Genomic DNA, 22,285 nt, shown 5'->3' with positions numbered 1-22,285 from the left:
CATGACCCACAAGGCCACCCAGGCGGTACGCACCGGGATTGAGACAGACACACAGCACGGTGCCGTGGTGCCGCCCATCTACCTCTCCAGCAACTACACCTTTGCCGACTTTGGCGAGCCCCGTCAATACGATTATGCCCGATCCGGCAACCCGACCCGCACCAATCTGGCGGATGCGCTGGCGGCGCTGGAAGGGGGCGCCGGTGCCGTGGTGACCGGCACCGGCATGGGGGCCATCCATCTGGTGACGACGGCCCTGCTCAAGGCGGGGGATCTGCTGATAGCCCCCCACGACTGTTACGGCGGCACCTGGCGCCTGTTCGAGTATCTGGCGGCCAAGGGCCACTACCGGGTGCAGTTCGTCGATCAGGGGGATGAAGCCGCGCTGGCCGAGGCCCTGGCGCAGAAGCCGGCACTGGTGTGGGTGGAGACTCCCTCCAACCCCCTGCTGCGGGTGGTGGACATAGCCGCCATCGCCGCCGCCTCCCATGAAGTGGGGGCCCAGGTGGTGGTGGACAACACCTTCCTCTCGCCGCTGCTGCAACAGCCGCTGGCACTCGGTGCCGACCTGGTGGTGCACTCCACCACCAAGTACATCAACGGCCACTCAGACGTGGTGGGCGGCGTGGCCATTGCCAAGGAGCAGCCACTGGCCGAGTCGCTGGTGTGGTGGGCCAACTGTCTGGGGCTCACCTCCGGGGCGTTCGACTCCTACCTCACCCTGCGCGGCCTGCGCACCCTGGCTCCCAGATTGCGCGCCCATCAGGAGAACACGGATCGCATCCTCGCCTTCCTGCAGCAACAGCCGCTGGTCAAAAAAATCTATCACCCCAGCCTGCCGACCCATCCGGGCCACGATATTGCGCGCCGTCAACAGTCCGGCTTCGGCGCCATGCTAAGTTTTGAACTCGATTGCAGCGAGGCCGGATTGCGCACCTTCCTCGCGGCCCTCACCCTCTTCTCGGTGGCCGAGTCCCTCGGCGGGGTGGAGAGTCTGGTGGCCCATCCGGCCAGCATGACCCACAGGGCCATGACACCGGCGGCGCAGCAGGCGGCGGGCATCAGCGCCCAGCTGTTGCGGCTGTCGGTCGGCATTGAACACGGTGAAGACCTAGTGGCCGATCTGGCTCAGGCTTTTGAACAGGCGCAGCAGGCAGAGCAGGTAGCGAAGTAATGGAACAGCAGCAACAAGGAGAGATCGCGGTGGCAACAGAAGCAGGATTGAAGCGGCGCCATGTGCACAAGTTTGGTGGCAGCAGTCTGGCGGATCCGGTCTGCTATCGCCGGGTCGCGGCTATCGTCGAGCAGCAGGTTGGCGGAGATGAACTGATCGTGGTCTCTGCCGCCGGCAAGACCACCAACCGGTTGATCCAGCTGGTGGAGCTGGCCGAGGCGGGGGACGAGGCCGCCGGTGAAGCCATCTCCGCCCTGCAAGCCTATCAGCAGAGCCTGATCGACGGCCTGCTGGAAGGGGATCTGCAGCTCGACTTGAGTCAGCAACTGGCCGACGACATGCAGCTGATCGCCAAGACCCTGGAGGGGCAGTTTGACCGCTTCGCCCGCAACGGCCTGCTCGCCTTCGGCGAGGTGTGGTCGGCGCGCCTGTTGGCGGCCCTGCTCACCAGCCGCGGCGACAAGGCCATCTGGCTCGATGCACGCAGCTTCCTGCGCGCCGAGGACGGCGCCCTGGTCAAGGTGGATACTGCGCTTTCCAGCGAATTGCTCAAGGCGCGGCTGGCCGAACATGCCGGTCGCATAGTGGTGACAGGTTTTATCGCCGCCGACATGGAGGGGCGCTCCCTGCTGCTCGGTCGCAACGGCTCCGACTACAGCGCCAGCCTGCTGGCCCTGCTGGCGGACGGCGAATCCACCACTATCTGGAGCGACGTGGCCGGGGTCTACAGCGCCGACCCGCGTCGGGTCAAGGAGGCGCGCCTGCTGGAGCGCCTCAGCCTGGCCGAAGCGAACGAGCTGGCCCGTCTCGGCTCCTCGGTACTGCATTCGCGCACCCTGCAACCCGTGGCCGACAGCCGCCAGCGCCTCACCCTGCGCTGCAGCTACAACCCGGACGAGGGTTGCACTCACATACTGCGCCGGGCGCCGCGCTCCGGTGGCGCCCGCATCGTCTCCTCGGTGGACCAGATTGCCCTGATCGAGCTGAAAGTGCTGCCGCAGACCCATTTTGAGCAAACGGTGGCGGCCATCGAGGCCCATCTGGCCCGCCACCGCCTCAACCCGCTCACCCTGCAGCGCCAGCCGGATCGGCGGGTGCTGCGTCTGGCCTACACCCTGGAAGTGGCGGAAGGGGCGTTCGAGCTGCTGCGCGACTTCCAGCTGCAGGGCAGCTTCACCGGCCTGATCCAGAAAGAGGGGTTCAGTCTGGTGGCTTTGGTGGGTGCCGGGGTGACCGACAACGCCGAGCAGTGTCACCGTTTCTATCAGTTGCTGGCGGATCAGCCGCTGGAGTTCGTGCAGGTGGCCAGAGATGGCCTGAGTCTGGTCGCCGTCGTGCGTCAGGTGGTGCTGGAGCCGCTGCTTATCGCCCTGCACAGCGCCCTGTTCAGCCGCCCGACCCGGGTCGGGCTGGTGGTGTTCGGCAAGGGCAACATAGGCGGTCACTGGCTGAGCCTCTATGGCCGCGAGAAGGCGCGCCTCGAACATGAACTCAATCTGGCGCTGACTCTCTACGGGGTGTTCAGCTCGGAAGGGGGCCTGCTGGACGAAGAGGGGCTGGATCCCCTCAAGGTGCAGGACAAGTTCAACCCCAAACCGCTGATCTGGCCCGAGCTGCTGGCCCAGCTGGAGCAGCACGGCTTCGATACCCTGATTGCCCTCGACATGACCGCCAGCGAGACGGTGAGCCGCTACTACCCGGACTTCGCCCAGCTCGGCATCCACATCATAGCGGCCAACAAGTTTGCCGGTGCCGCCGACAGCGAGTTCTACCAGCGCATCAAGCAGAGCTGCCGCGACCATCAGGTGCAGTGGCGCTACAACGCCACCGTGGGCGCCGGGCTGCCGATCCAGTCCAGCATCCAGATGCTGCGCCAGAGCGGCGACCGCATTCAGGGGGTCTCCGGCATCTTCTCCGGCACCCTCTCCTGGCTGTTCCAGCAGTATGACGGCAGCCGCCCCTTCTCCGAGCTGGTGGACGAGGCGTGGCAGCACGGCCTGACCGAGCCGGATCCTCGCGAGGATCTCTCCGGTCAGGATGTGCGCCGCAAGCTGCTGATCCTGGCGCGGGAGGCAGGTTTTGAGCTCGACTCTGCCGACATCGAGCTGGAGAACCTGGTGCCCGTGCCCCTGCGCAAGGTGAGTTCGGATCAGTTCATGGACAGACTGAAAGAGCTGGACGGCCCGATCCAGAGCGCCTTCGAGGGAGCCAAGCGCCTCGGCAAGGTGCTGCGTTACGTTGCCCGCTTCGAGCACGATGGCAAGGCGCGGGTCGGGCTGGAGGCGCTGGAGCCCCACCACCCGTTCGCCAACCTGCTGCCGTGCGACAATATCTTCGCCATCGAAAGCGACAGCTACCGCACCAACCCGCTGGTCATCCAGGGGCCTGGCGCCGGTCGGGAAGTTACGGCCGCCGCCATCCAGTACGATCTCTGGCAGATCTGTGCCAGCCTGTAAGAGCGGATAAACAGTTCAGCAAAAGAGGCGCCAGTGGCGCCTCTTTTTGTTGTTTAGCCACAGTTTTTTAGGTCTGTGGGCTGGTTCCCTACCCGACGTAGTCGGGCGAATAAGCGGGCGATTACGCCTGACGGCTAATCGACCCTACGATTCCATGGCAACGCCTAACGACCAAGGTTTCTACGGCAACATGACTCCAGCGGGCCCTGTAGATATGACAAAGGACGCCGAGGCGCCCTTTGTCATTGAGGGGAGCTTGATAGCCCCAACCATCAACCCGTGTTGCGCATGCCTGCGGCAATACCGGCGATGGTGACCATCAGCGCCTGATCCAGCTCGGGGTGCAGGATCTCGGCATGGTTGCGCGAGCGGCCCAGCAGCTCGACCTGCAGCACGTTGAGCGGGTCAGTGTAGGGGTTGCGCAGCTTGATGGATTCTTTGATCCAGGGCTGGTCGTCGAGCAAGTCGCCCTGCGGGCGCAGCTCCAGCACCACCTGAATGGAGTCGGCAAGCTCCTGGCGCAGCTGTTTGCCCAGGCCCCACAGCTCCTTGGGTACCAGACGGGTGTCGTAGTACTCGGCGAGCCAGACGTCGGCCTTGAGGAACACCATCTCCAGCATCTCGAGACGAGTGCGGAAGAAGGGCCACTGGCGGCTCATCTCTTCCAGCACGCTCTTCTGGCCGTCTGTGATGGCCTGCTGCAGCCCCTTGTGGGCACCGAGCCAGGCTGGCAGCATCAGCCGGTTCTGGGTCCAGGCGAAGATCCAGGGGATGGCGCGCAGGCTCTCGACGCCGCCGTTGGGCTTGCGCTTGGAGGGGCGTGAGCCGAGCGGCAGCTTGCCAAGCTCCATCTCGGGGGTGGCGGCACGGAAGTAGGGGACGAAGTCCGGGTGGCCGCGCACTATGCTGCGGTAGTGATCGCAGGAGACGGTGGCCAGCTGCTCCATCACGGCGCGCCAGCACTCCTTCGGTTTGGGCGGTGGCAGCAGGTTCCCTTCCAGCACGGCGCTGGTGTAGAGGTTCAGGCTGTGGATGGCCACTTTCGGCAGGCCGAACTTGAAGCGGATCATCTCGCCCTGTTCGGTCACCCGCAGGCCGCCGCGCAGGGATCCCGGCGGTTGTGACAGGATCGCCTGATGGGCGGGGGCGCCGCCACGGCCGACGGTGCCGCCACGGCCGTGGAACAGGGTGAGGCGCAGATTGTTGGCCTCGGCCAGTGCCACCAGGGATTCCATGGCGGCGTACTGAGCCCAGCCGGCGGCCATCATGCCCGCGTCCTTGGCGGAATCCGAGTAGCCGATCATCACGTACTGACGACCCTGGATGTAACCGCGATACCAGTCCACCGACAGCAGGCGCTCCATCACGGCGGTGCCCGCCATCAGGTCTTCCTGAGTCTCGAACAGCGGGGCGACCGGCATGCGGAACTTGCAGCCGGCCTCTTTCAGCAACAGCTGCACCGCCAGCACGTCGGACGGTGCGCCGGCCATGGAGATGATGTAGATGCCGAACGCATCGGGATCGTGACCGGCGATCACCCGACAGGTGTCTATGGTCTCGCGGGTTTCGTCGCTCGGTTCCCAGTCGGTCGGGATCAGCGGGCGGCGGGAATTCAGCTCGTTGAGCAGGAAGGCCTGCTTGTCGTCCTCGCTCCACTCGGCGTAGTCGCCCATGCCGAGGTAACGGGTCAGCTCGGAGAAGACCTGACCGTGACGCTCGCCATCCTGACGTATGTCCAGCTTGACCAGATGGATGCCGAAACAGGCCAGCTTGCGCAGCACGTCCAGCAGCATGCCGTCGGCTATGTTGCCCATGCCGCAGGCGTGCAGCGAGTGGTAGCAGAGCTCCAGCGGCTCGCGCAGCTGGGCCGTGGTCTTGACCAGATCCCGGCTCTCGCTCGCCTGACCCTGCACCTTGGCAGTGAGAAATTCCTGGGTCTCGCGCAGCTGTTCACGCAGCTCGCGCACCAGAGCGCGGTAGGGCTCGGGGTGATCGCCCACCCGCTCGCGCACTGCGTCTGTGCAGTCGGACATGGAGAGCTCGGAGGTGAGCTCCTTTATGTCCTTGTAGAACAGGTTGACCGCCATCCAGCGGCCCAGCTCCAGTACTTCTGCGGTCACCTTGGCGGTGACGAAGGGGTTGCCGTCACGGTCACCGCCCATCCAGGAGGTGAACTTGACCGGCGCGGCATCCAGCGGCAGCCGCACACCCAGGTGCTGTTGCAGACGCTCGTCCAGATTGCGCATGAATTCGGGAATGGCCGGCCACAGGCTGTTTTCCACCACGGCGAAGCCCCACTTGGCTTCGTCCACCGGGGTCGGACGTTGCTCGCGGATCTCGTTGGTGTGCCAGGCCTGATTGACCAGCTGCTCGATGCGATTGAGGATCTTGTCCCGCTCGCGGGGCAGCAGATCGGAGAGCTCCAGCGCCTCCAGGCAGTCGTTGAGCTGCACGTGCTTGTGGATCAGGGTGCGACGGGTCACCTCGGTCGGGTGAGCGGTCAGCACCAGGTCGATATCCAGCTCGCGCACGGCCTGAATGATGGCTTCCTGTGACAGGTTGGAGGCCTTGAGCTTGGCGAACATCTGCTCCAGCGGATCCGGGGTGCAGACCTGCTCTTCGCAGCGGCGGGAGATGGTGTGGAACTGTTCGGCCACGTTGGCCAGGTTGAGGAACTGGCTGAAGGCGCGGGCCACCGGCAGCAGCTCGTCATCGCTCAGGGTGCGCAGGGTATCGAGCAGACGTTCCCGGTCTGCCTCATTGCCTTTGCGGGAGGATTTGGCCAACTGGCGAATGGTTTCGATCTTGTCGAGGAAGGCCTGTCCCTGATGATCCTTGATGGACTTGCCCAGCAGTTGACCCAGCATGCCTACGTTGGCGCGTAGCGCGGCGTACTTTTCGTTCATTCCACATCCTTATCTGGTTGGTGTCTCTCTCCATCCGAGGTGAGAGACAGCCTCACTTATTGTTGTGTGATTACAACATATGCTCCGTCATCTTAGGGTGACAATCTACCCAGATTGTCTGCGCAAGGTCAAATAACAGGCCGATTCAGAACATGTATTTCCCTCACCTGTCCCGAGGCGGCATGTTATGTAACTTACTTACATTCCCGTCAATTCAGAGGCAAAACCGGCGGATCAGGTGTTGCAGCACAGCCGTGGTCGGTTTGACGAAGGAGAGATCCAGGTATTCGTCCGGCTGATGGGCCTGGGTGATATGGCCCGGGCCCAGCACGATTGTCTGGCATCCCAGCTGCTGGATAAAGGGCGCCTCGGTGCAATAGTTCACCGACTCCGCCTTGTGCCCGCTCGCCTTCTCGGCCTCGCGCACCAGCACTGAGTCGTCCGCGCAGGCATAGGCGGGGATGGGCTCGTGCAGGTGTTGCAGGTGCAGGCAGCCCGGCTGGTGGATTTCGATGGGGGCGAGTGCCTCCTTCAGCATGCCCATCAGCTCGTCCGGCCCCACCTGCGGTGTGGGGCGCATGTCTATGTGCAGCTCGCAGCAACCGCAGATGCGGTTCGGGCTGTCGCCGCCCTGGATATATCCCAGATTCAGCGTGGGCTGCGGCACCGCGAATCTGTGGTCGGCGTAACGATCTTTCAGATCCTGCTGCAAGCGCAGCACCCGCCCCATGGCCTGGTGCATTATCTCCAGCGCATTGACGCCGTTGGCGGGATCCGAGCTGTGACCGCTCTTGCCCGTGATGCGAATGGCCTCCGACATGTGCCCCTTGTGGGCCACCACGGGCACCAGCCCGGTGGGCTCGCCGATCACGGCGTAGTCGGGTTTCAGCTCGGCCGCCGCTGCGATGGCGCGGGCGCCCGCCATTGTGGTCTCCTCATCGGCGGTGGCCAGGATGCGCAGGGGCTTGCTGAGGGTGGTGAGATCTATCTCTTTGAGCGCCTCCACGATAAAGGCGAAGAAGCCCTTCATGTCTATGGTGCCGAGGCCGTAGAGGCGATTGCCCTCTTCGGTCACCTTGAAGGGATCCTTGCTCCAGGCGCCCTCGTCGAACGGGACTGTATCTGTATGGCCCGCCAGCAGCAGGCCGCCCTCGCCCTGACCGATCGTCGCCACCAGATTGAACTTGCCAGGCAGATCCGGCAGGGCGGTCACCTCGCACTGAAAGCCGAGCTGGCCGAACCAGTCGGCCAGCAGCCGGATCACCGCCTCGTTGCTCTGATCCCAGCGGGGATCCGTGCTGCTGATGGAGGGAATCGCAATAATATTCTTATAAAGTGCAAAAAAATCCAGATTGGCCATCAGCTCCTCCTTGCGTCCCCGGAATGTTTCTGTTAGAAAATACAAATGCAAAGTGAGTGCATGAATATTCTGTAAGTTTGCCTGAATATCTGGCTCATCGACAAGGCTTCTAGTTGTAAGGGAAAGTTAATGTTCTGTCACCTGATCTATAACCGACGACACACACCCGCCTGAATTGCCCCTCCGCACGCGTTGCGTCAAAGGGGCGGTTCCTCACCCCTTGCACCATCTGCAGCACCATGCTGTGAATTTCGAACCCTGACTTGGAATACTCAATAATGCTTAACACCGTTATCGTCGGTGCCAGTGGCTACGCGGGAGCCGAACTGGCCGCACTGGTCCAGAACCACCCTCAACTCAAGCTGTTCGGCCTCTATGTGTCGGCCGGCAGCCAGGATGCACACAAGCGTTTCTCTTCCCTGCATCCCCAGTGGGTCGGCGCGCTGGATCAGCCGCTGCTGCCGCTGGACGAGGATGGCATGACCCGGATCCTGACCCAGGCCGATCTGGTGCTGCTGGCCACCGCCCATGAGGTGAGTGCCGAGCTGGCGCCCAAGTTCCTGGCCAAGGGTCTGCCGGTGTTCGATCTCTCCGGTGCCTTCCGGGTCAAGGATCAAGGTTTCTACAACAGCTTCTATGGCTTCACCCACGAGAGCGAGCAGTGGCTGGATCAGGCCGCCTACGGTCTGGCGGAATGGAACAGCGATGCCATTGCCGCCGCCCAGCTGATTGCGGTGCCGGGTTGTTACCCGACCGCCTCATTGTGCGCCCTCAAGCCGCTGCAGCAGGCCGGCCTCATCGCCAAGGGGTGGCAGCCCATCATCAACGCCGTGTCCGGTGTCTCCGGCGCAGGTCGCAAGGCTGCCATCAACACCAGCTTCTGCGAAGTGAGCCTGAATCCCTACGGCACCTTCAACCACAGACACCAGCCTGAGATCAGCCACCACCTGGGCTGCGAGGTGCTGTTCCAGCCCCACCTCGGCAACTATGTGCGCGGCATCCTGGCCACCATCTATGTGCAGCTGGCGGACGGCGTGAAGCAGACCCAGGTGGATCAGGCCTTCCTCAAGGCTTACGAAGGCAAGCCGCTGGTGCGCCTCACCGGCCAGATGCCCTCCATCCGTGGTGTGGCAAGCACCCCTTACTGCGATATTGCCTGGCAACAGCAGGGCAACATGCTGGTGGTGGTTTCCGCCATCGACAATCTGCTCAAGGGCGCCGCCTCCCAGGCTGTGCAATGCATAAATATCAAATTCGGATTTGAACCGGCCACCGGCCTGATTTAAGGACTTAAGGAAGGATTGCAACGATGGACAAACAGACGCTGGTAATCAAGTTGGGTGGTGCCCTGATCGAGAACGACGAGGCGCTGACCGCCCTGTTCGCCACCCTCAAAACCTTTCTGGATGAGCAACACAGACCCCTGGTGCTGGTGCACGGCGGCGGCTGCCTGGTGGATGACCTGCTCAAGGGGCTGGGTCTGACTTCCACCAAGAAGAACGGCCTGCGGGTGACCCCGTTCGAGCAGATCCCCTTTATCGCCGGGGCGTTAGCTGGCACGGCGAACAAGCAGATGATGGCCAAGGCCATCGCCACCGGCATTCCGGCCGTGGGGCTCTGCCTCGCCGATGGTGGCCTGTGCCAGGTAACCCAGCTCGACCCGGATCTCGGTGCGGTCGGCGACTGCAAACCGGGCAACCCGGCGCTGGTGACCGGCATACTGGGGCAGGGCTTCCTGCCGGTGGTGAGCTCCATCGGCATCACGGCCGATGGCCAGCTGATGAACGTCAACGCGGATCAGGCGGCCACCGCCATTGCCGAGGCGCTCGGCGCCGATCTGGTGATGCTGTCGGACGTGAGCGGCATCCTGGATGGCAAGGGCAAGCTGGTGCCGCAGCTGAACAAGGCGACCGCACTGGATCTGATGGAGAAGGGGGTGATCAGCGATGGCATGGCGGTCAAGGTGAAAGCCGCGCTGCATGCCGCCGAGACGCTCGGCAAGCCGGTCTGTGTGGCCAGCTGGCGTTACCCGGATCAACTGCTCAAGCTGCTGGCCGGTGGTGCCGTCGGCACCCAGGTCACCCTCTAACCCGGCCGGAAAAAGGAACATCCGATGCAACATCTTCTGAAAGACAGCGACTTGAACAAATCCCAGATCCTGGCGCTGATCGCCCTGGGCAAATCGGTCAAGGCCGACCCTAAAAAGTACAGCCAGGCGCTGGCGGGCAAGAGTGTGGTCACATTGTTCGAGAAGCCCTCCCTGCGTACCCGGGTCACCTTCGACATCGGCATCGCCAGGCTCGGCGGCCACAGCGTCTATCTGGATCAACAGAACGGTGCGCTGGGCAAGCGCGAATCGGTGCAGGACTTTGCCGCCAACCTGTCGCGCTGGTGTGACGCCATAGTCGCGCGGGTATTCGACCACCAGACGCTTGTTGGATTAGCAGAGCACGGCACAGTGCCCGTGGTGAATAGCCTGTGCAACCTCTACCACCCCTGCCAGGGGCTGGCCGACTTTATGACCATTGCCGAGCACTACGCGGATCTGTCGAAGGTGAAACTCGCCTACCTCGGTGATGGCAACAACGTCAGCCACTCTCTGCTGCTGCTGGGGGCGACGCTCGGTACCGACGTGACCCTGATCTGCCCCAAGGGCCATGGCCCGGATACCCAGATCTTCCTGCAGGCCCAGGCGCTGGCGGTCGATTCCGGCGCCACCATTCACATCAGCGATGACGTGGGGGATATCGAAGGGTTTGACGTGGTTTACACCGATACCTGGGTCTCCATGGGTGACAACACGCCAATGGAGCAGGTAAAAGATATCTTTATGCCTTATCAGATCAACCAGGCCCTGCTCGACCGCACCGGCATCCAGCATGTGCTGCACTGCCAGCCGGCGCACCGGGAGCTGGAGATCACCTCCCAGGTCATGGATGGCCCAGCCTCCCTCATCATGGACGAGGCCGAGAACCGTATGCATATCCAGAACGCCGTGCTGCTGACCCTGTTTGGACAGGGGCACAAGTAACGCGGCAACCGAACCAGAAGCACAACCTTTTATCGAATCATCATGGAGAGAAGTAAAATGAGCGGAATCAACAAGATAGTACTGGCTTACTCGGGCGGACTGGATACCTCGGCCATCATTCCCTGGCTGAAAGAGAACTATGACGCGGAAATCATCGCCTTCGTCGCCGATGTCGGCCAGGAGCGCGACGATCTGGAAGGGATAGAGCAAAAAGCCATCGCCTCCGGCGCGACCAAGTGCATCGTCAAGGATCTGCGCGAAGAGTTCGTCAAGGAGTACGTCTACCCGACCCTGAAGACGGGCGCCGTCTACGAAGGCACCTATCTGCTCGGCACCTCAATGGCCCGTCCCATCATCGCCAAGGCCATGGTGGAAGCTGCCCTGGCGGAAGGCGCCGATGCCATCTCCCACGGTTGCACCGGCAAGGGCAACGATCAGGTGCGTTTCGAAGGCGCCGTGGCCGCCCTGGCCCCGCAATTGAAAGTAATCGCCCCCTGGCGTCTGTGGGACATGCGCTCCCGTGAAGATCTGCTGGCCTATCTGGAAGCCCGCGACATCCCCTGCAAGGCGACTTTGAAGAAGATCTACAGCCGCGATGCCAACGCCTGGCACATCTCCACCGAGGGTGGCGAGCTGGAGAGCACCTGGAACGAGCCGTCCGAAGCGGTCTGGCAGTGGACCGTCTCCGCCGAGCAGGCACCGAACGAGCCGGAATACGTCAAGCTGACCGTGGCTCAGGGTGAAGTGGTGGCGGTCGACGACCAGCCGCTGACCCCGCACCAGATCCTGATGACCCTGAACGAACGTGCCGGCAAGCACGGCGTGGGCCGCATCGACATCACCGAAAACCGCATGGTGGGCATGAAGTCCCGTGGCTGCTATGAGACCCCGGGTGGTACCGTCATGGTCGCCGCGCTGCGCGCCGTGGAAGAGCTGGTACTGGACAGACCGACCCGCGCCTGGCGCGAGAAGCTGGGTGCCGAGTTCTCCCACCTGGTCTATGACGGTCGCTGGTTCACCCCGCTGTGCAAGGCCATTGTCGCCTCCGCCAACGCCATCGCCGAAGATCTCGACGGCGAGGTGATCCTGAAGATGTACAAGGGTCAGGTCACAGCGGTGCAGAAGAAGTCGCCGAACAGCCTCTACTCCGAAGACTTCGCCACCTTCGGCGCCGACGAGGTGTACGACCAGAGCCACGCCGAAGGCTTTATCCGTCTCTACACCCTGGCCAGCCGGATCCGCGCCATGAAGGAGCAGCATCAGGCAATCGGCGGTGATCACACCCACGGCTAAGCCTTGAGGTTTCAAGCCGCAGAAAATCGGTGAGGGGGCTTGGCCCCCTCACTTATAAGCGGCTAAGCGGCGACCTGGTTCTCACAGGGATAACCGGTGAGCTGTGACAAGAGCGGCAGCGCCTCGGCTGCTTCTGTGAGATAACAGGGCCAGTTTCCGAATGATATTGGTGTGTTTTGCTCCCTTCTCCCCTTGTGGGAGAAGGGTTGGGGATGAGGGGGAGGTCATTGGCCATTCCCCTCACCCTGGCCCTCTCCCAGAGGGAGAGGGCACAGAGCCATGGCCGCGTGGATTCCAACATAGAACGTTAAGACCTCATGTGCAGGAAAGCACAGGGCAAGGTTTCAATTACGGCAGGCGCAGGCGCCTACCGACAACGCATTCAAGGAGAGCAGTATGGCACTTTGGGGTGGACGCTTCAGTCAGGGAGCCGATAGCAGGTTCAAGCAGTTCAACGATTCGCTGCGGTTCGATTACCGGCTGGCGGAGCAGGATATCCAAGGCTCCATGGCCTGGGCCCGCGCGCTGGTGACGGTGGGTGTATTGACCGCCGATGAGCAAGGCAAGCTGCAACAGGCGATGGAGGTGCTGCTGGCTTCGGTGCAGCAGGATCCCCAGCAGATCTTGAGCTCGGATGCCGAAGACATCCACTCCTGGGTTGAGAGCGCGCTTATCGCCGCCGTCGGCGATCTCGGCAAGAAGCTGCACACAGGCCGCTCGCGCAACGATCAGGTCGCAACCGATCTGAAACTCTGGTGCAAGGCCCAAGGGGAGCTGCTGCTTGCCTCCATCACCGGGCTGCAACAGGGGCTGGTGGCCTCCGCCCGTGCCAATCAGGCCGCCGTGCTGCCCGGTTACACCCATTTGCAGCGTGCCCAGCCGGTTACCTACGCCCACTGGGCGCTGGCCTATGTGGAGATGCTGGAGCGGGATCACTCCCGTCTGCAGGACGCCCTCAAGCGCCTCGACACCAGCCCCCTCGGCTGCGGCGCCCTGGCGGGCACTGCTTACGCCATCGACCGGGAGGCGCTGGCGCTGGACATGGGCTTCGCTGGCGCGACCCGCAACAGCCTGGATTCCGTCTCTGACCGGGATCACGTGGTGGAGCTGATGCACGTGGCGTCCCTCTCCATGGCGCACCTGTCGCGTTTCGCCGAAGACCTTATCTTCTACAACACGGGTGAGGCGGGCTTCGTCGAGCTGTCCGATGCGGTGACCTCGGGTTCCTCCCTGATGCCCCAGAAGAAGAACCCGGACGCCCTCGAGCTGATCCGCGGCAAGACCGGCCGGGTGGTTGGCGCCCAGATGGGCATGCTGATGAGCCTTAAGGCGCTGCCGCTGGCCTACAACAAGGACATGCAGGAAGACAAGGAAGGGCTGTTCGATGCCCTCGACACCTGGCACGACTGCCTCGATATGGCGGCGCTGGTGCTGATCGATCTGAAAGTGAACGTCGAACGCACCAAGGCGGCGGCCCAGGGCGGCTACGCCAACGCCACCGAGCTGGCAGACTATCTGGTGGCCAAGGGGATTCCTTTCCGTGAGGCGCACCATATCGTCGGCGAGACAGTGGTCTATGCGATCGGCGTGAAGAAGCCGCTGGAAGATCTCTCTTTGCCTGAGTTCCAGCGCTTCAGCCCCGTCATCGGCGAGGATGTCTATCCCAATCTGGAGCTGGAAGCGACCCTGGCCAAGCGGGTCGCCAAAGGCGGCGTCGCCCGGGAGCTGGTGGATGCGGCCCTCACCACCGCCGAACAGTGGCTGGCCAAGCGCGGCTAATTGCCGAGCTGGATGAACCGAAGAGGGCTCAGGCCCTCTTTTTTATATCTGTGCCATCGCCTGCCGACCTCGATTGCGCAAGAATGGACCTCTGCATGGAAGCCAAACCGTCGGCCAAGGAGCCCTTATGTATCAGCCACCCCATTTCGCCGTTACCGATCCCGAGACGCTGCACCAGTTGATCCTGGCCCACCCGCTGGGGGCTCTGATCACCCACGGTGAGCGGGGGCTGGATGCGAACCATTTGCCGTTTGAGCTGGACGCCGGCAGTGGCGAGCAGGGCGTCCTGCGCGCTCATGTTGCCCGCAACAACCCGCTCTGGCAGGAGGCCAGGGATGGCGATGAGGTGCTGGTGATCTTCAAGGCTGCCGACGGCTACGTCTCCCCCAACTGGTATCCGAGCAAGCAGGAGCATCACCAGCAGGTGCCGACCTGGAACTACGCCGTGGTCCATGCCCATGGTCGCATCCGGGTGCGCGACGATGCGCGCTTCGTGCGTCGCCTGCTGGCAAATCTGACTCGTCATCATGAGGCCACTGAGCCCGCCCCCTGGAAGATGGCGGATGCGCCGAGGGAATATATCGAGGCCAGGGTGGCGGCTGTGGTCGGCATCGAAATCGAGATAACCGGGCTGGTGGGCAAGTTCAAACTGAGCCAGAACAAGGAGGAGGCGGACCGGCAGGGGGCGGCCAATACCCTGCAGGCTCGCGGGCAGACCACGCTGGCAGAGGCGATGCTGAGTCCACCACCTTCACTACCCTAGCGTTGCATCCTGCTATCCGGCCCGAAAAAAACGGCAACCCCGAGGTTGCCGTTTTTGGAGCACGTATTGTGGTTATTCTTGTTTTGGGCGTCTTAATATCATTTAGCCAGATTACCCTTACTGAAGATATTTGCTCAGCACGGGATCTTTTAGCAGTATTTCTTTAACTACGAAGTCTGAACCTGATAATGATAGATGGCCATAGTCCCATACTAAAGGCATATTGTCGTCATCTACTTTGGCAAGGCATTCACTGTTATTACAGAGATGATCCAGCAATGAAATATAATGTGATTTTGGGTGGTCTCCAAACGTGGCTTTCATTTTTCTGTCACTATTAAATAATGAACTGTCAAAAGAATTGTCATTAAACATTTTTTCATGTGTGGAGAAATGTCTCAGTGCAATGGTCCTGGGTAAGGATGGTTGCCATTGTGGGACTGGTCCTAGCAGGACAACATTCTTGATACCAAGATTGTACAGGTGATCGACAATTTCGCTGTAATTGTTTTTCTCATGTTCACTCTTCTGTACCATTATGACTACATCAGGTTGCAAGCGAGCAATTTCATGCAAGGCAAACTCATTTGAGCGATCACATGCGATCTTGAATTCGCCTTTGGTTGCCGTATCACTGCCAAGATGTGGCTGGCATGCAGATGTTGCAACTTGATATAATGAAGTATTGCTCTGCAAATGTTGTCTCAACCCATAGGACAAAGCTTGCGCATGTGAGTCACCCCAGAGGAACACCCCTCTTTTACTGCCTTGCAGTTGAGTACATGAGGCTGCGATGTCTCCATTTTTAGCGATATACTTTTCATCATCAAAGAAATCACATTCCAATCTGTATTCTGCTCTTACAGAGGATGATAGGTAATTCTCGCGAGAATACTTGTCAATATATGATGACGATGCTGAAGAGGCCCCATGACGCCACGGATAATTAGCACCTTGAGATAAATATATTCCGCATGAGCTCATGATGATCAATGTTGCAGGGATACATATGAACAGGGGCTCTTTATACTGGCCAAGCTTACCAAGCGCTATTCTGGTAGGATTTTCAACGAAACGATAGGAGCATTCCCCAATGATGATTGACAGTATGATACCTGCAATTATTAATGTTGCACTGTTTGAGGCGCCAAGGTAATTCAGTATTACGACCAGTGGCCAATGCCATAAATAAATTGAATATGAACTGGCACCCAGATGTCTGGCAATGAAGTTGTCGGTAAACCATGAATTTTGTCTACCCGCGGCCAATACCAGCATGGCGCCTGCTGTAGGCAGTAGTGCATAAACACCAGGCCAGCCCATGGCAGCATCAAACGATATGATGGCGATCACAATCATGATCAAGCCGACTGCTTCCATTATTCTGGCTTGTTGTGAAGGAATCGCTCTTGATCTGATCACCCACCACACCAGTCCTCCGGCCAGCATTTCCCAGGCTCTGGTTGGTAGAAGATAAAATGCCGCACTAGGCCAACGCTGTGTAGCGTAAATTGATAGAACAAAAGAAAGCAGACCAATAACTCCTAATGCGACCTGAGTTCCTCGCTTACCCAGCATGCGCCATATCAACATCACACCTAGTGGCAGAATAATATAAAATTGCCACTCTACAGATAATGACCATGTATGCAGCAGCCATTTCTCATGAGACGCTGCATCAAAATAACCAGCCTCGCGCCAGAACTGTAAATTTGATACAAAAGTGGTTGCTGCTGCAGCGTGGGTTGCCAGCATATGATAATCCGCGCTAGGCAACCAGAACCAGCCGAGTATGAGCAAGGCTGAGCATAGCACCAGTAATGCCGGGATTATTCGCCGGGCACGAGCGAGATAAAATCCCCACAGTGAAAACTGGCCACGCTCCATTCCTGAAATGATAATGCGGGTCATCAGAAAACCGGAAATGACGAAAAATACATCAACACCAATAAATCCACCGGCAAAGCCAGGTACGCCAAAATGGTACAGCACAACAGCTATTACAGCCCATGCTCTTAAGCCATTAATATCCTGCCGAAACGACTTTGGCTGGACAGGAATAGAAGGTGTTAGCATCGTTCAAGACTCGAATTAATGCGGAATACCGCAGGCATGAAAAGTCAGCATCATACCACAGACCTTTCTACCATCTTCAGGTGCCTGGACGAAAAATAGTCATCTTGTTAAACAAAATTGTTTTTGCCATATCCATTTCAGACACTGGCATTGAGCAGTTTGCCAACCCCTTCCCCCTTGCCATTGGGCAGGGTCTGCTTGAAGGCGCCGAGCAGCTGATCCAGGTTCAGATCGCTGTTGCCCAGTGTGCCCTTGAGGGTATCGAGTTCACTCTGCAGGGCGTCGAGACGGGTGCTCTGGGTGCCGTTGGCCAGCTGGCTGCGGGCCGTGTCTATGGCCTCGGGCAGCGACTGGCCATTGTTCTCCTGACCCAGGGTCTGCAGCAACTCGCTCATGAAGTGGTTGATGGCGGGGCGGTTCGGCTCGCTGTTGGCGTCCTTAACTCCCAGCCGCTGGAACAGGCTCTGCACCGTGGGTGCCAGGCGATCTTCCTGCACGGGGGACTCGGCCTTGGCCTGTGGCGTGCCGTCGCCGAGCAGCTTGCTGCCGAGCTTGAGGGCAAGGGAGGCGAGGGGAAGCAGGGTGCTGATGGCGATCATGATGTCACTCTCCGGTACGGCTGATGACAGTGACAGAGCAGGGATTGGGCCAGTTTGGTGAAAAATGCAGCAGTCGTGGGCAGGCCGCTGATCCTGTTGTGAATTTAGTTTTGCAGGCCGTAGGGGGGAGGGGCAAGTGTGGGGGAAAGCGGCAACCCCTTGCAGCCCGGAAGCTGGCCGGTTTGCCGCCATCGCTGCCGGTTCACAGATTCTTGAACGGGCGGCGCTTCTCCTCTTCGATGACGATGGCTTCCAGAGTGGCGATCCGCTCCCGCAGTTCCTGGATAAGCACATCCTGTTTGCCGAGGCGATCCGTGATGCGGATATCCCCCAGCTGGTAGCGGGCGCGTTTGCTGAGATAGCCGAACAGCATGCTGATAAAGACGATCAGGACTATGCCTGTCCACATTGTCATGGGTGACTCCTTGTCGATAAATACGCGAGAAAACCGCCTTGCAGGCCCTCTGTTGTCTCATACCCAGAAAGGGGTCGCAATGCCCGCGCTGGTGAGGAGTATGAGCCCTCGGCTCAGGCGTGTGCCTATGTGCAAGCCGCGTCACTCCGTTGATCGGTGCGTCGTGCTGGCGCCTTGGCGATCCTCAGACCCCTTGCCAGAGGGGCCGGCCGAGCCAGAGTCCCCACAGGGTGAGGTGCAGCAGCACGATAAACCAGAACACCAGCCGGTAGCTGCCCTTCTGGGTCTTGTGGCGCAGCCAGTGACGGGCCACCAGGGCCCCGGGCCAGCCGCCGCACAGCTCCAGCAGATGGAGGCGGGATTCGGGGATGCGCCAGCCACCGCGAATGGCCTGCCGTTTGTCGTGGGCATAGGCCAGCGCCGTCAGCAGGCTCATTGTGGTGACTATGGCCAGCGGCCACCAGTTGGCGTCAACCAGGCCAAGCCAGGCGGTCCAGAGCAGGGGAAACAGGGCCAGCCAGATCACAGTGCCAGCTCCCAGCCGCGGGGGGCATCCGGCGTCAGGGTGCGGATCACGCGAGCGGGGTTGCCCACCGCCACCGAGTCCGCCGGTATGTCGCGGGTGACCACGGCACCGGCGCCTATGATGGATCGCGCCCCGATCGTGACGCCGGGGCAGATGATGGCGCCGCCGCCGATCCAGCAGTCATCGCCTATGTGAACCGGCTTGTTGTAGGCGGTCCAGTTGCGCCGCTCCAGATAATCCGTGCTGTGGGTGGCGGTGTAGATCTGCACGTTGGGGGCCAGCAGCACATGGTTGCCGATGTGTACCTCGCCCACGTCGAGTATGGTGATGTTGAAGTTGAAGAAGGTCTTCTCGCCGATGTGGATATTGCGGCCGAATTCGCAGGTGAAGGGGGTGCTTATCCAGCAGGAGTCGGGGCAGTGGCCGAACAGCTCGCCGCACAGGCGCTGGCGCAGTGGCTGATCTCCGGCCGGGGAGGCGTTGAGTTGTGCCAGCAGCGCCTGGCCGCGGATCCGGTCGTTCGCTATCTCCTCGCTCTGGCTGTCCAGGGCGCCGCCCGCCAGTACCTTGTCCCAATCGCTTGCCATGCTCACCTCTCCTCATGTGCCAAGAGGGGCCAGTATACGCCAGCGACCCGGCGGCGTCAGGCTGTCACTTGCTGCAACCTCAGGCGCCCGGCCAGATGAGCGGCAGGATCAGCAGGGCAGAAACGAAGTAGGGCAGCAGCACCCTCAGCCCCAGCCTGCGGCCGCCTATCCCCAAGGCCAGCAGCCCCTTCACCAGCGAGTTGACCAGCCCGGCGAGCAGGATGCCGCGGGCTGCCACCTCCAGCGCCAGCTCCTTGTGGGAGAGTTGGGAGAGCGACAGGGTAATGGCGTCCACGTCCGTGATCCCCGAGACCAGCGACAGCAGATAGACACCTGAGTTGCCCACCTTGCTCTGCAGCAGGGTGGCCATGAAGCCGATCAGTGCCAGCAGCAGGCCGAACTTGATGGCGGTGGCGAGATCGAGCGGGTTGCTGGTCTGGGGCTGCACAGGACCATCGGTCAGCTCCTCGCGCTGGCGCCAGAACCAGAAGGCGAAGCCGTAGACGGTGGCCGCCAGCAGCAGCAGGGGCGCCGCCAGGCGCATCGCCAGCTCGCTGTGAATGAGCAGCACCAGCACCAGCAGCCGCAGCCACATGGTGGCTCCCGCCATCAGTATGCCGGTGGCCAGCAGCCGCTCCAGCCCGCCCTGTTCCCTGTTGAGGCGGGCAAACTGCAAGGTGAGGGCGGTGGAGGAGGCGAGCCCCGCCAGTATGCTGGTGAGCACCAGTCCCGAGCGGGTGCCGAGCAGGCGTACCGCGAAGTGGCCCGAGAACGAGATGCCGGCGATCACCACCACCATCAGCCAGATCTTGAAGGGGTTGAAGGCATCGAGGGGTCCCATCTCCTCGTTGGGCAGCACCGGCAGCAGCACCAGGGAGATGAGCAGGAAGCGCAGAGTGGCGTGGAATTCTGTCTCGCTCAGAAACAGCATCCCCTGCTGGATCTTGCCCTTGAGCCCCATCAAGAGGGCCGCCAGCACGGCGCAGGCTACCGCCTCGCTCGGGCTCAGCAGCACGGACATCAGCCCCAGCAGGTAGGTGAGCAGCATGGCCACCGAGCTGGTGAGGCCGAACTCCCCCTGCCAGCGTTGGGCCAGCCAGACCGAGAGACCGCAGCCCGTCACCACCGCCAGCAGGCCGAGCAGCGGCAGCCAGGGCCCCAGGGTCGGCAGCAGCAGGGCGCAGACACCGCCGAGCAGGCCGATGAGGCCATAGGTCCGCATTCCGGCGATGCGCTGGTTGTCCCCCAGCTGGCGCACCTGCCAGCCGCGCTCCAGTCCTATGATGAGGCCGATGGCCAGTGACACCAGGGCACCATTGACGGGGTCTGCATTGATCCACATAACGACTTCCTTTTCGTTGTGCCATGGCCTTGATCCCATGATGGCACAGCCAACAGGGGGGCAGGGAGGCATGGCTCACAGAGTGTGCGAGTGGCGCCGGTCGGCGGGTTGATATGAGCAAAAGAGATAAGCAAAGCGTTATTTCTTGGTTCTCGGCATAACAAGCCCACGGCATGCTGCATTCAACCCAACGAGATATGGAGTATCACCATGAAACTGCGAACGACCGCCCTCACCCTGCTCTCTCTGCTGGCCCTCGGCCAGGCCAACGCCGCCGAGATCCGCCTGCTCAACGTCTCCTACGATCCGACTCGCGAGCTGTTCCAGGAGTACAACGGCGCCTTCGCCAAGGAGTGGAAAGCCAAGACGGGTGACGATGTGGTGGTGAGCCAGTCTCACGGTGGCTCCGGCAAGCAGGCTCGTGCCGTGGTGGACGGGCTGGAAGCGGACCTGGTGTCGCTGGCGCTGGCCTATGATGTCGACGCCGTCGCCAAGCAGGGCTTGATCGCCGCCGACTGGCAGAGCCGGCTGGCCAACAACGCCTCTCCCTATACCTCCACCATCGTCTTCCTGGTGCGCAAGGACAATCCCAAGCAGATCAAGGATTGGGGCGATCTGGTGCGCAAGGACATCGCGATAGTGACGCCGAACCCCAAGACCTCCGGCGGGGCGCGCTGGAACTACCTGGCGGCCTGGGGCTACGCCCTGAAGAAGAGCGGCAGTGAGGAGGGCGCCAAACAGTTTGTCGGCGATCTCTACAAGAACGTGAAGGTGCTGGACTCCGGCGCCCGTGGTGCCACCACCAGCTTCATCGAGCGCGGCCTCGGCGACGTGCTGCTGGCGTGGGAAAACGAAGCCCTGCTGGTGCTCAATCAGCCCGGCAACCGCGACAAGTTCGAGCTGGTGGTGCCGTCGGTCTCCATCCTGGCGGAGCCGCCGGTGGCCGTAGTGGACAAGGTGGCCAAGAAGCACGGCACGGAAGCGGTCGCCAAGGCCTACCTCGAGTACCTCTACTCCGACGAGGGACAGCGCATCATCGCCAAATACCATTATCGCCCCAGCAATCCGGCGATCCTGAAGGAGACGGCGGCCCAGTTCCCGCAACTGACCCTGTTTACCGTCAAGGATCTGGAAGGGGATTGGGACAAGGCCCAGAAGAAACACTTCGCCCAGGGTGGCCTGTTTGACCAGATTTACCAGCCGGGCGGCTAAGGCGCCCCGCTTCCTTGTGGCATGTTCACCCCGCACTGGCCCCTGTGCCAGCTGATAGGAGCACCAAGATGAACAAGATCCTCCTGGTTCCCGGTCTGCACAACAGTGGGCCGGATCATTGGCAGAGTCGCTGGCATCAATATTTCCCCCACTGGCAGCGCATGGTTGGCCTGCCGTGGGACAAGCCGGACCTGACGGTCTGGAGCGCCAAGCTGGCGAGCAAGCTGCGCAGCCGGCGCGGCCGGGCCCATCTGGTGGCTCACTCCTTCGGCGCCCTGGCGGTCATCACGGCGGCGCGCCAGCAGCCCGACAAGGTGGCTTCGCTGTTCATCGTGGCCCCGGCGGATCCGGCCCGCTTCGGCTTGCCAGACGAGCTGCTGGCGGGTTCCCTCAAGGTGTCGGCCCAACTGGTGGCCAGCCGCAACGATCCCTGGATGAGTTTTGAGCGGGCCGAGTACTGGAGCCGCCAGTGGCAGGTGCCGCTGTTCGATGCCGGCGAAGTGGGCCACATCAATGCCCAGTCCGGCCATGGGGAGTGGAGCCAGGGGCTCAACCTGCTCGGCACCCTCTACCGGCGGGCCGAGATGGTGGTCGAACCGGCGCCGGCCGTGTGGGAGCGGCGCGCGGCCCTCAGTTTCCGTTGATGTTTTCGCTGATCCAGTTCAATACGCCGACAAGGAGAGAGATAGCACCCGACACCACAACAGTTGATTTTTGATGGCTTGGTACATTGCACGACGCTCCATTTTTTAGGTCTTTTATTTAT

At 61.4% G+C, this 22,285-nt stretch carries 18 protein-coding genes; 10 read left to right on the top strand and 8 right to left on the bottom strand.

Going from position 1 to position 22,285, the window contains the following annotated elements:
* The first annotated feature begins 1 nt into the window (after position 1).
* Both metB and CK910_RS02070 read left to right on the top strand, forming a co-directional pair.
* Positions 2 to 1,174 (top strand): cystathionine gamma-synthase, encoded by a 1,173-nt coding sequence (gene metB / locus CK910_RS02075; protein ID WP_098980839.1) that lies wholly within the window; start codon positions 2 to 4, stop codon positions 1,172 to 1,174.
* Entirely contained in the window at positions 1,174 to 3,630 is a 2,457-nt protein-coding gene (locus CK910_RS02070; protein WP_098980838.1) for a bifunctional aspartate kinase/homoserine dehydrogenase II, read from the top strand. Before metB ends, CK910_RS02070 begins: the two co-directional genes overlap by 1 nt.
* A gap of 272 nt (positions 3,631 to 3,902) precedes the next feature.
* Here the strand turns inward: CK910_RS02070 and ppc are convergent, their stop codons facing one another.
* Both ppc and argE read right to left on the bottom strand, forming a co-directional pair.
* Positions 3,903 to 6,536: a phosphoenolpyruvate carboxylase gene (gene ppc / locus CK910_RS02065; protein WP_043140830.1), complete on the bottom strand. Its 2,634-nt coding sequence runs from the start codon at positions 6,534 to 6,536 to the stop codon at positions 3,903 to 3,905.
* A gap of 214 nt (positions 6,537 to 6,750) precedes the next feature.
* Complete coding sequence (gene argE / locus CK910_RS02060; RefSeq protein ID WP_098980837.1) at positions 6,751 to 7,896, bottom strand: acetylornithine deacetylase; 1,146 nt, start codon at positions 7,894 to 7,896, stop codon at positions 6,751 to 6,753.
* A gap of 278 nt (positions 7,897 to 8,174) precedes the next feature.
* On the opposite strand from argE, the gene argC reads away from it, so the two are divergent.
* The 6 genes from argC to CK910_RS02030 all read left to right on the top strand — a co-directional run bounded on the left by argC (position 8,175) and on the right by CK910_RS02030 (position 14,762).
* Positions 8,175 to 9,182 (top strand): N-acetyl-gamma-glutamyl-phosphate reductase, encoded by a 1,008-nt coding sequence (gene argC, locus CK910_RS02055; protein WP_098980836.1) that lies wholly within the window; start codon positions 8,175 to 8,177, stop codon positions 9,180 to 9,182.
* 23 nt (positions 9,183 to 9,205) lie between these two features.
* Positions 9,206 to 9,985 carry an acetylglutamate kinase gene (gene argB, locus CK910_RS02050; protein WP_043142293.1) on the top strand — a complete coding sequence of 260 codons (780 nt, stop codon included), beginning with the start codon at positions 9,206 to 9,208 and terminating at the stop codon, positions 9,983 to 9,985.
* A gap of 24 nt (positions 9,986 to 10,009) precedes the next feature.
* Positions 10,010 to 10,927: an ornithine carbamoyltransferase gene (locus tag CK910_RS02045; protein ID WP_098980835.1), complete on the top strand. Its 918-nt coding sequence runs from the start codon at positions 10,010 to 10,012 to the stop codon at positions 10,925 to 10,927.
* A 57-nt stretch (positions 10,928 to 10,984) separates the two neighbouring features.
* Complete coding sequence (locus CK910_RS02040) at positions 10,985 to 12,220, top strand: argininosuccinate synthase (RefSeq protein ID WP_042643720.1); 1,236 nt, start codon at positions 10,985 to 10,987, stop codon at positions 12,218 to 12,220.
* A 396-nt stretch (positions 12,221 to 12,616) separates the two neighbouring features.
* Positions 12,617 to 13,999 (top strand): argininosuccinate lyase, encoded by a 1,383-nt coding sequence (argH, locus tag CK910_RS02035; protein ID WP_098980834.1) that lies wholly within the window; start codon positions 12,617 to 12,619, stop codon positions 13,997 to 13,999.
* A 127-nt stretch (positions 14,000 to 14,126) separates the two neighbouring features.
* The gene (locus CK910_RS02030; RefSeq protein ID WP_098980833.1) at positions 14,127 to 14,762 is read left to right on the top strand and encodes an FMN-binding negative transcriptional regulator; all 636 of its coding nucleotides are present in this window, start codon (positions 14,127 to 14,129) and stop codon (positions 14,760 to 14,762) included.
* 117 nt (positions 14,763 to 14,879) lie between these two features.
* On the opposite strand, the gene CK910_RS02025 is transcribed toward CK910_RS02030, so the two are convergent.
* From CK910_RS02025 to CK910_RS02000, 6 genes are all read right to left on the bottom strand, one after another.
* On the bottom strand, positions 14,880 to 16,838 hold the full coding sequence (locus tag CK910_RS02025) for an acyltransferase family protein (protein WP_098980832.1): 1,959 nt from the start codon (positions 16,836 to 16,838) through the stop codon (positions 14,880 to 14,882).
* Between the two features lie 137 nt (positions 16,839 to 16,975).
* Entirely contained in the window at positions 16,976 to 17,437 is a 462-nt protein-coding gene (locus CK910_RS02020) for a hypothetical protein (protein WP_098980831.1), read from the bottom strand.
* 202 nt (positions 17,438 to 17,639) lie between these two features.
* Positions 17,640 to 17,852 carry a hypothetical protein gene (locus CK910_RS02015; RefSeq protein WP_098980830.1) on the bottom strand — a complete coding sequence of 71 codons (213 nt, stop codon included), beginning with the start codon at positions 17,850 to 17,852 and terminating at the stop codon, positions 17,640 to 17,642.
* A 184-nt stretch (positions 17,853 to 18,036) separates the two neighbouring features.
* On the bottom strand, positions 18,037 to 18,378 hold the full coding sequence (locus CK910_RS02010) for a DUF1294 domain-containing protein (protein ID WP_098980829.1): 342 nt from the start codon (positions 18,376 to 18,378) through the stop codon (positions 18,037 to 18,039).
* On the bottom strand, positions 18,375 to 18,965 hold the full coding sequence (locus CK910_RS02005) for a sugar O-acetyltransferase (protein ID WP_098980828.1): 591 nt from the start codon (positions 18,963 to 18,965) through the stop codon (positions 18,375 to 18,377). The genes CK910_RS02010 and CK910_RS02005 overlap by 4 nt, the downstream gene beginning before the upstream one ends.
* Before the next feature lie 79 nt (positions 18,966 to 19,044).
* Positions 19,045 to 20,307, bottom strand: a complete 1,263-nt coding sequence (locus CK910_RS02000; RefSeq protein ID WP_043557462.1) for an MgtC/SapB family protein — start codon at positions 20,305 to 20,307, stop codon at positions 19,045 to 19,047.
* Positions 20,308 to 20,517: 210 nt separating this feature from the next.
* Between CK910_RS02000 and CK910_RS01995 the strand changes: the two genes are divergently transcribed.
* Together CK910_RS01995 and CK910_RS01990 are read left to right on the top strand one after the other, a co-directional pair.
* Positions 20,518 to 21,519 carry a sulfate ABC transporter substrate-binding protein gene (locus tag CK910_RS01995; RefSeq protein ID WP_098980827.1) on the top strand — a complete coding sequence of 334 codons (1,002 nt, stop codon included), beginning with the start codon at positions 20,518 to 20,520 and terminating at the stop codon, positions 21,517 to 21,519.
* A 68-nt stretch (positions 21,520 to 21,587) separates the two neighbouring features.
* Positions 21,588 to 22,163: an RBBP9/YdeN family alpha/beta hydrolase gene (locus CK910_RS01990; RefSeq protein ID WP_098980826.1), complete on the top strand. Its 576-nt coding sequence runs from the start codon at positions 21,588 to 21,590 to the stop codon at positions 22,161 to 22,163.
* Positions 22,164 to 22,285 lie beyond the last annotated feature (122 nt).

The sequence above is a fragment of the Aeromonas sp. CA23 genome (genome assembly GCF_002587065.1).
GTDB classification, from domain to species: domain Bacteria; phylum Pseudomonadota; class Gammaproteobacteria; order Enterobacterales; family Aeromonadaceae; genus Aeromonas; species Aeromonas bestiarum.
Note: the sequence above shows the minus strand (reverse complement) of the source record. Positions and strands in the feature narration are given on the sequence as shown.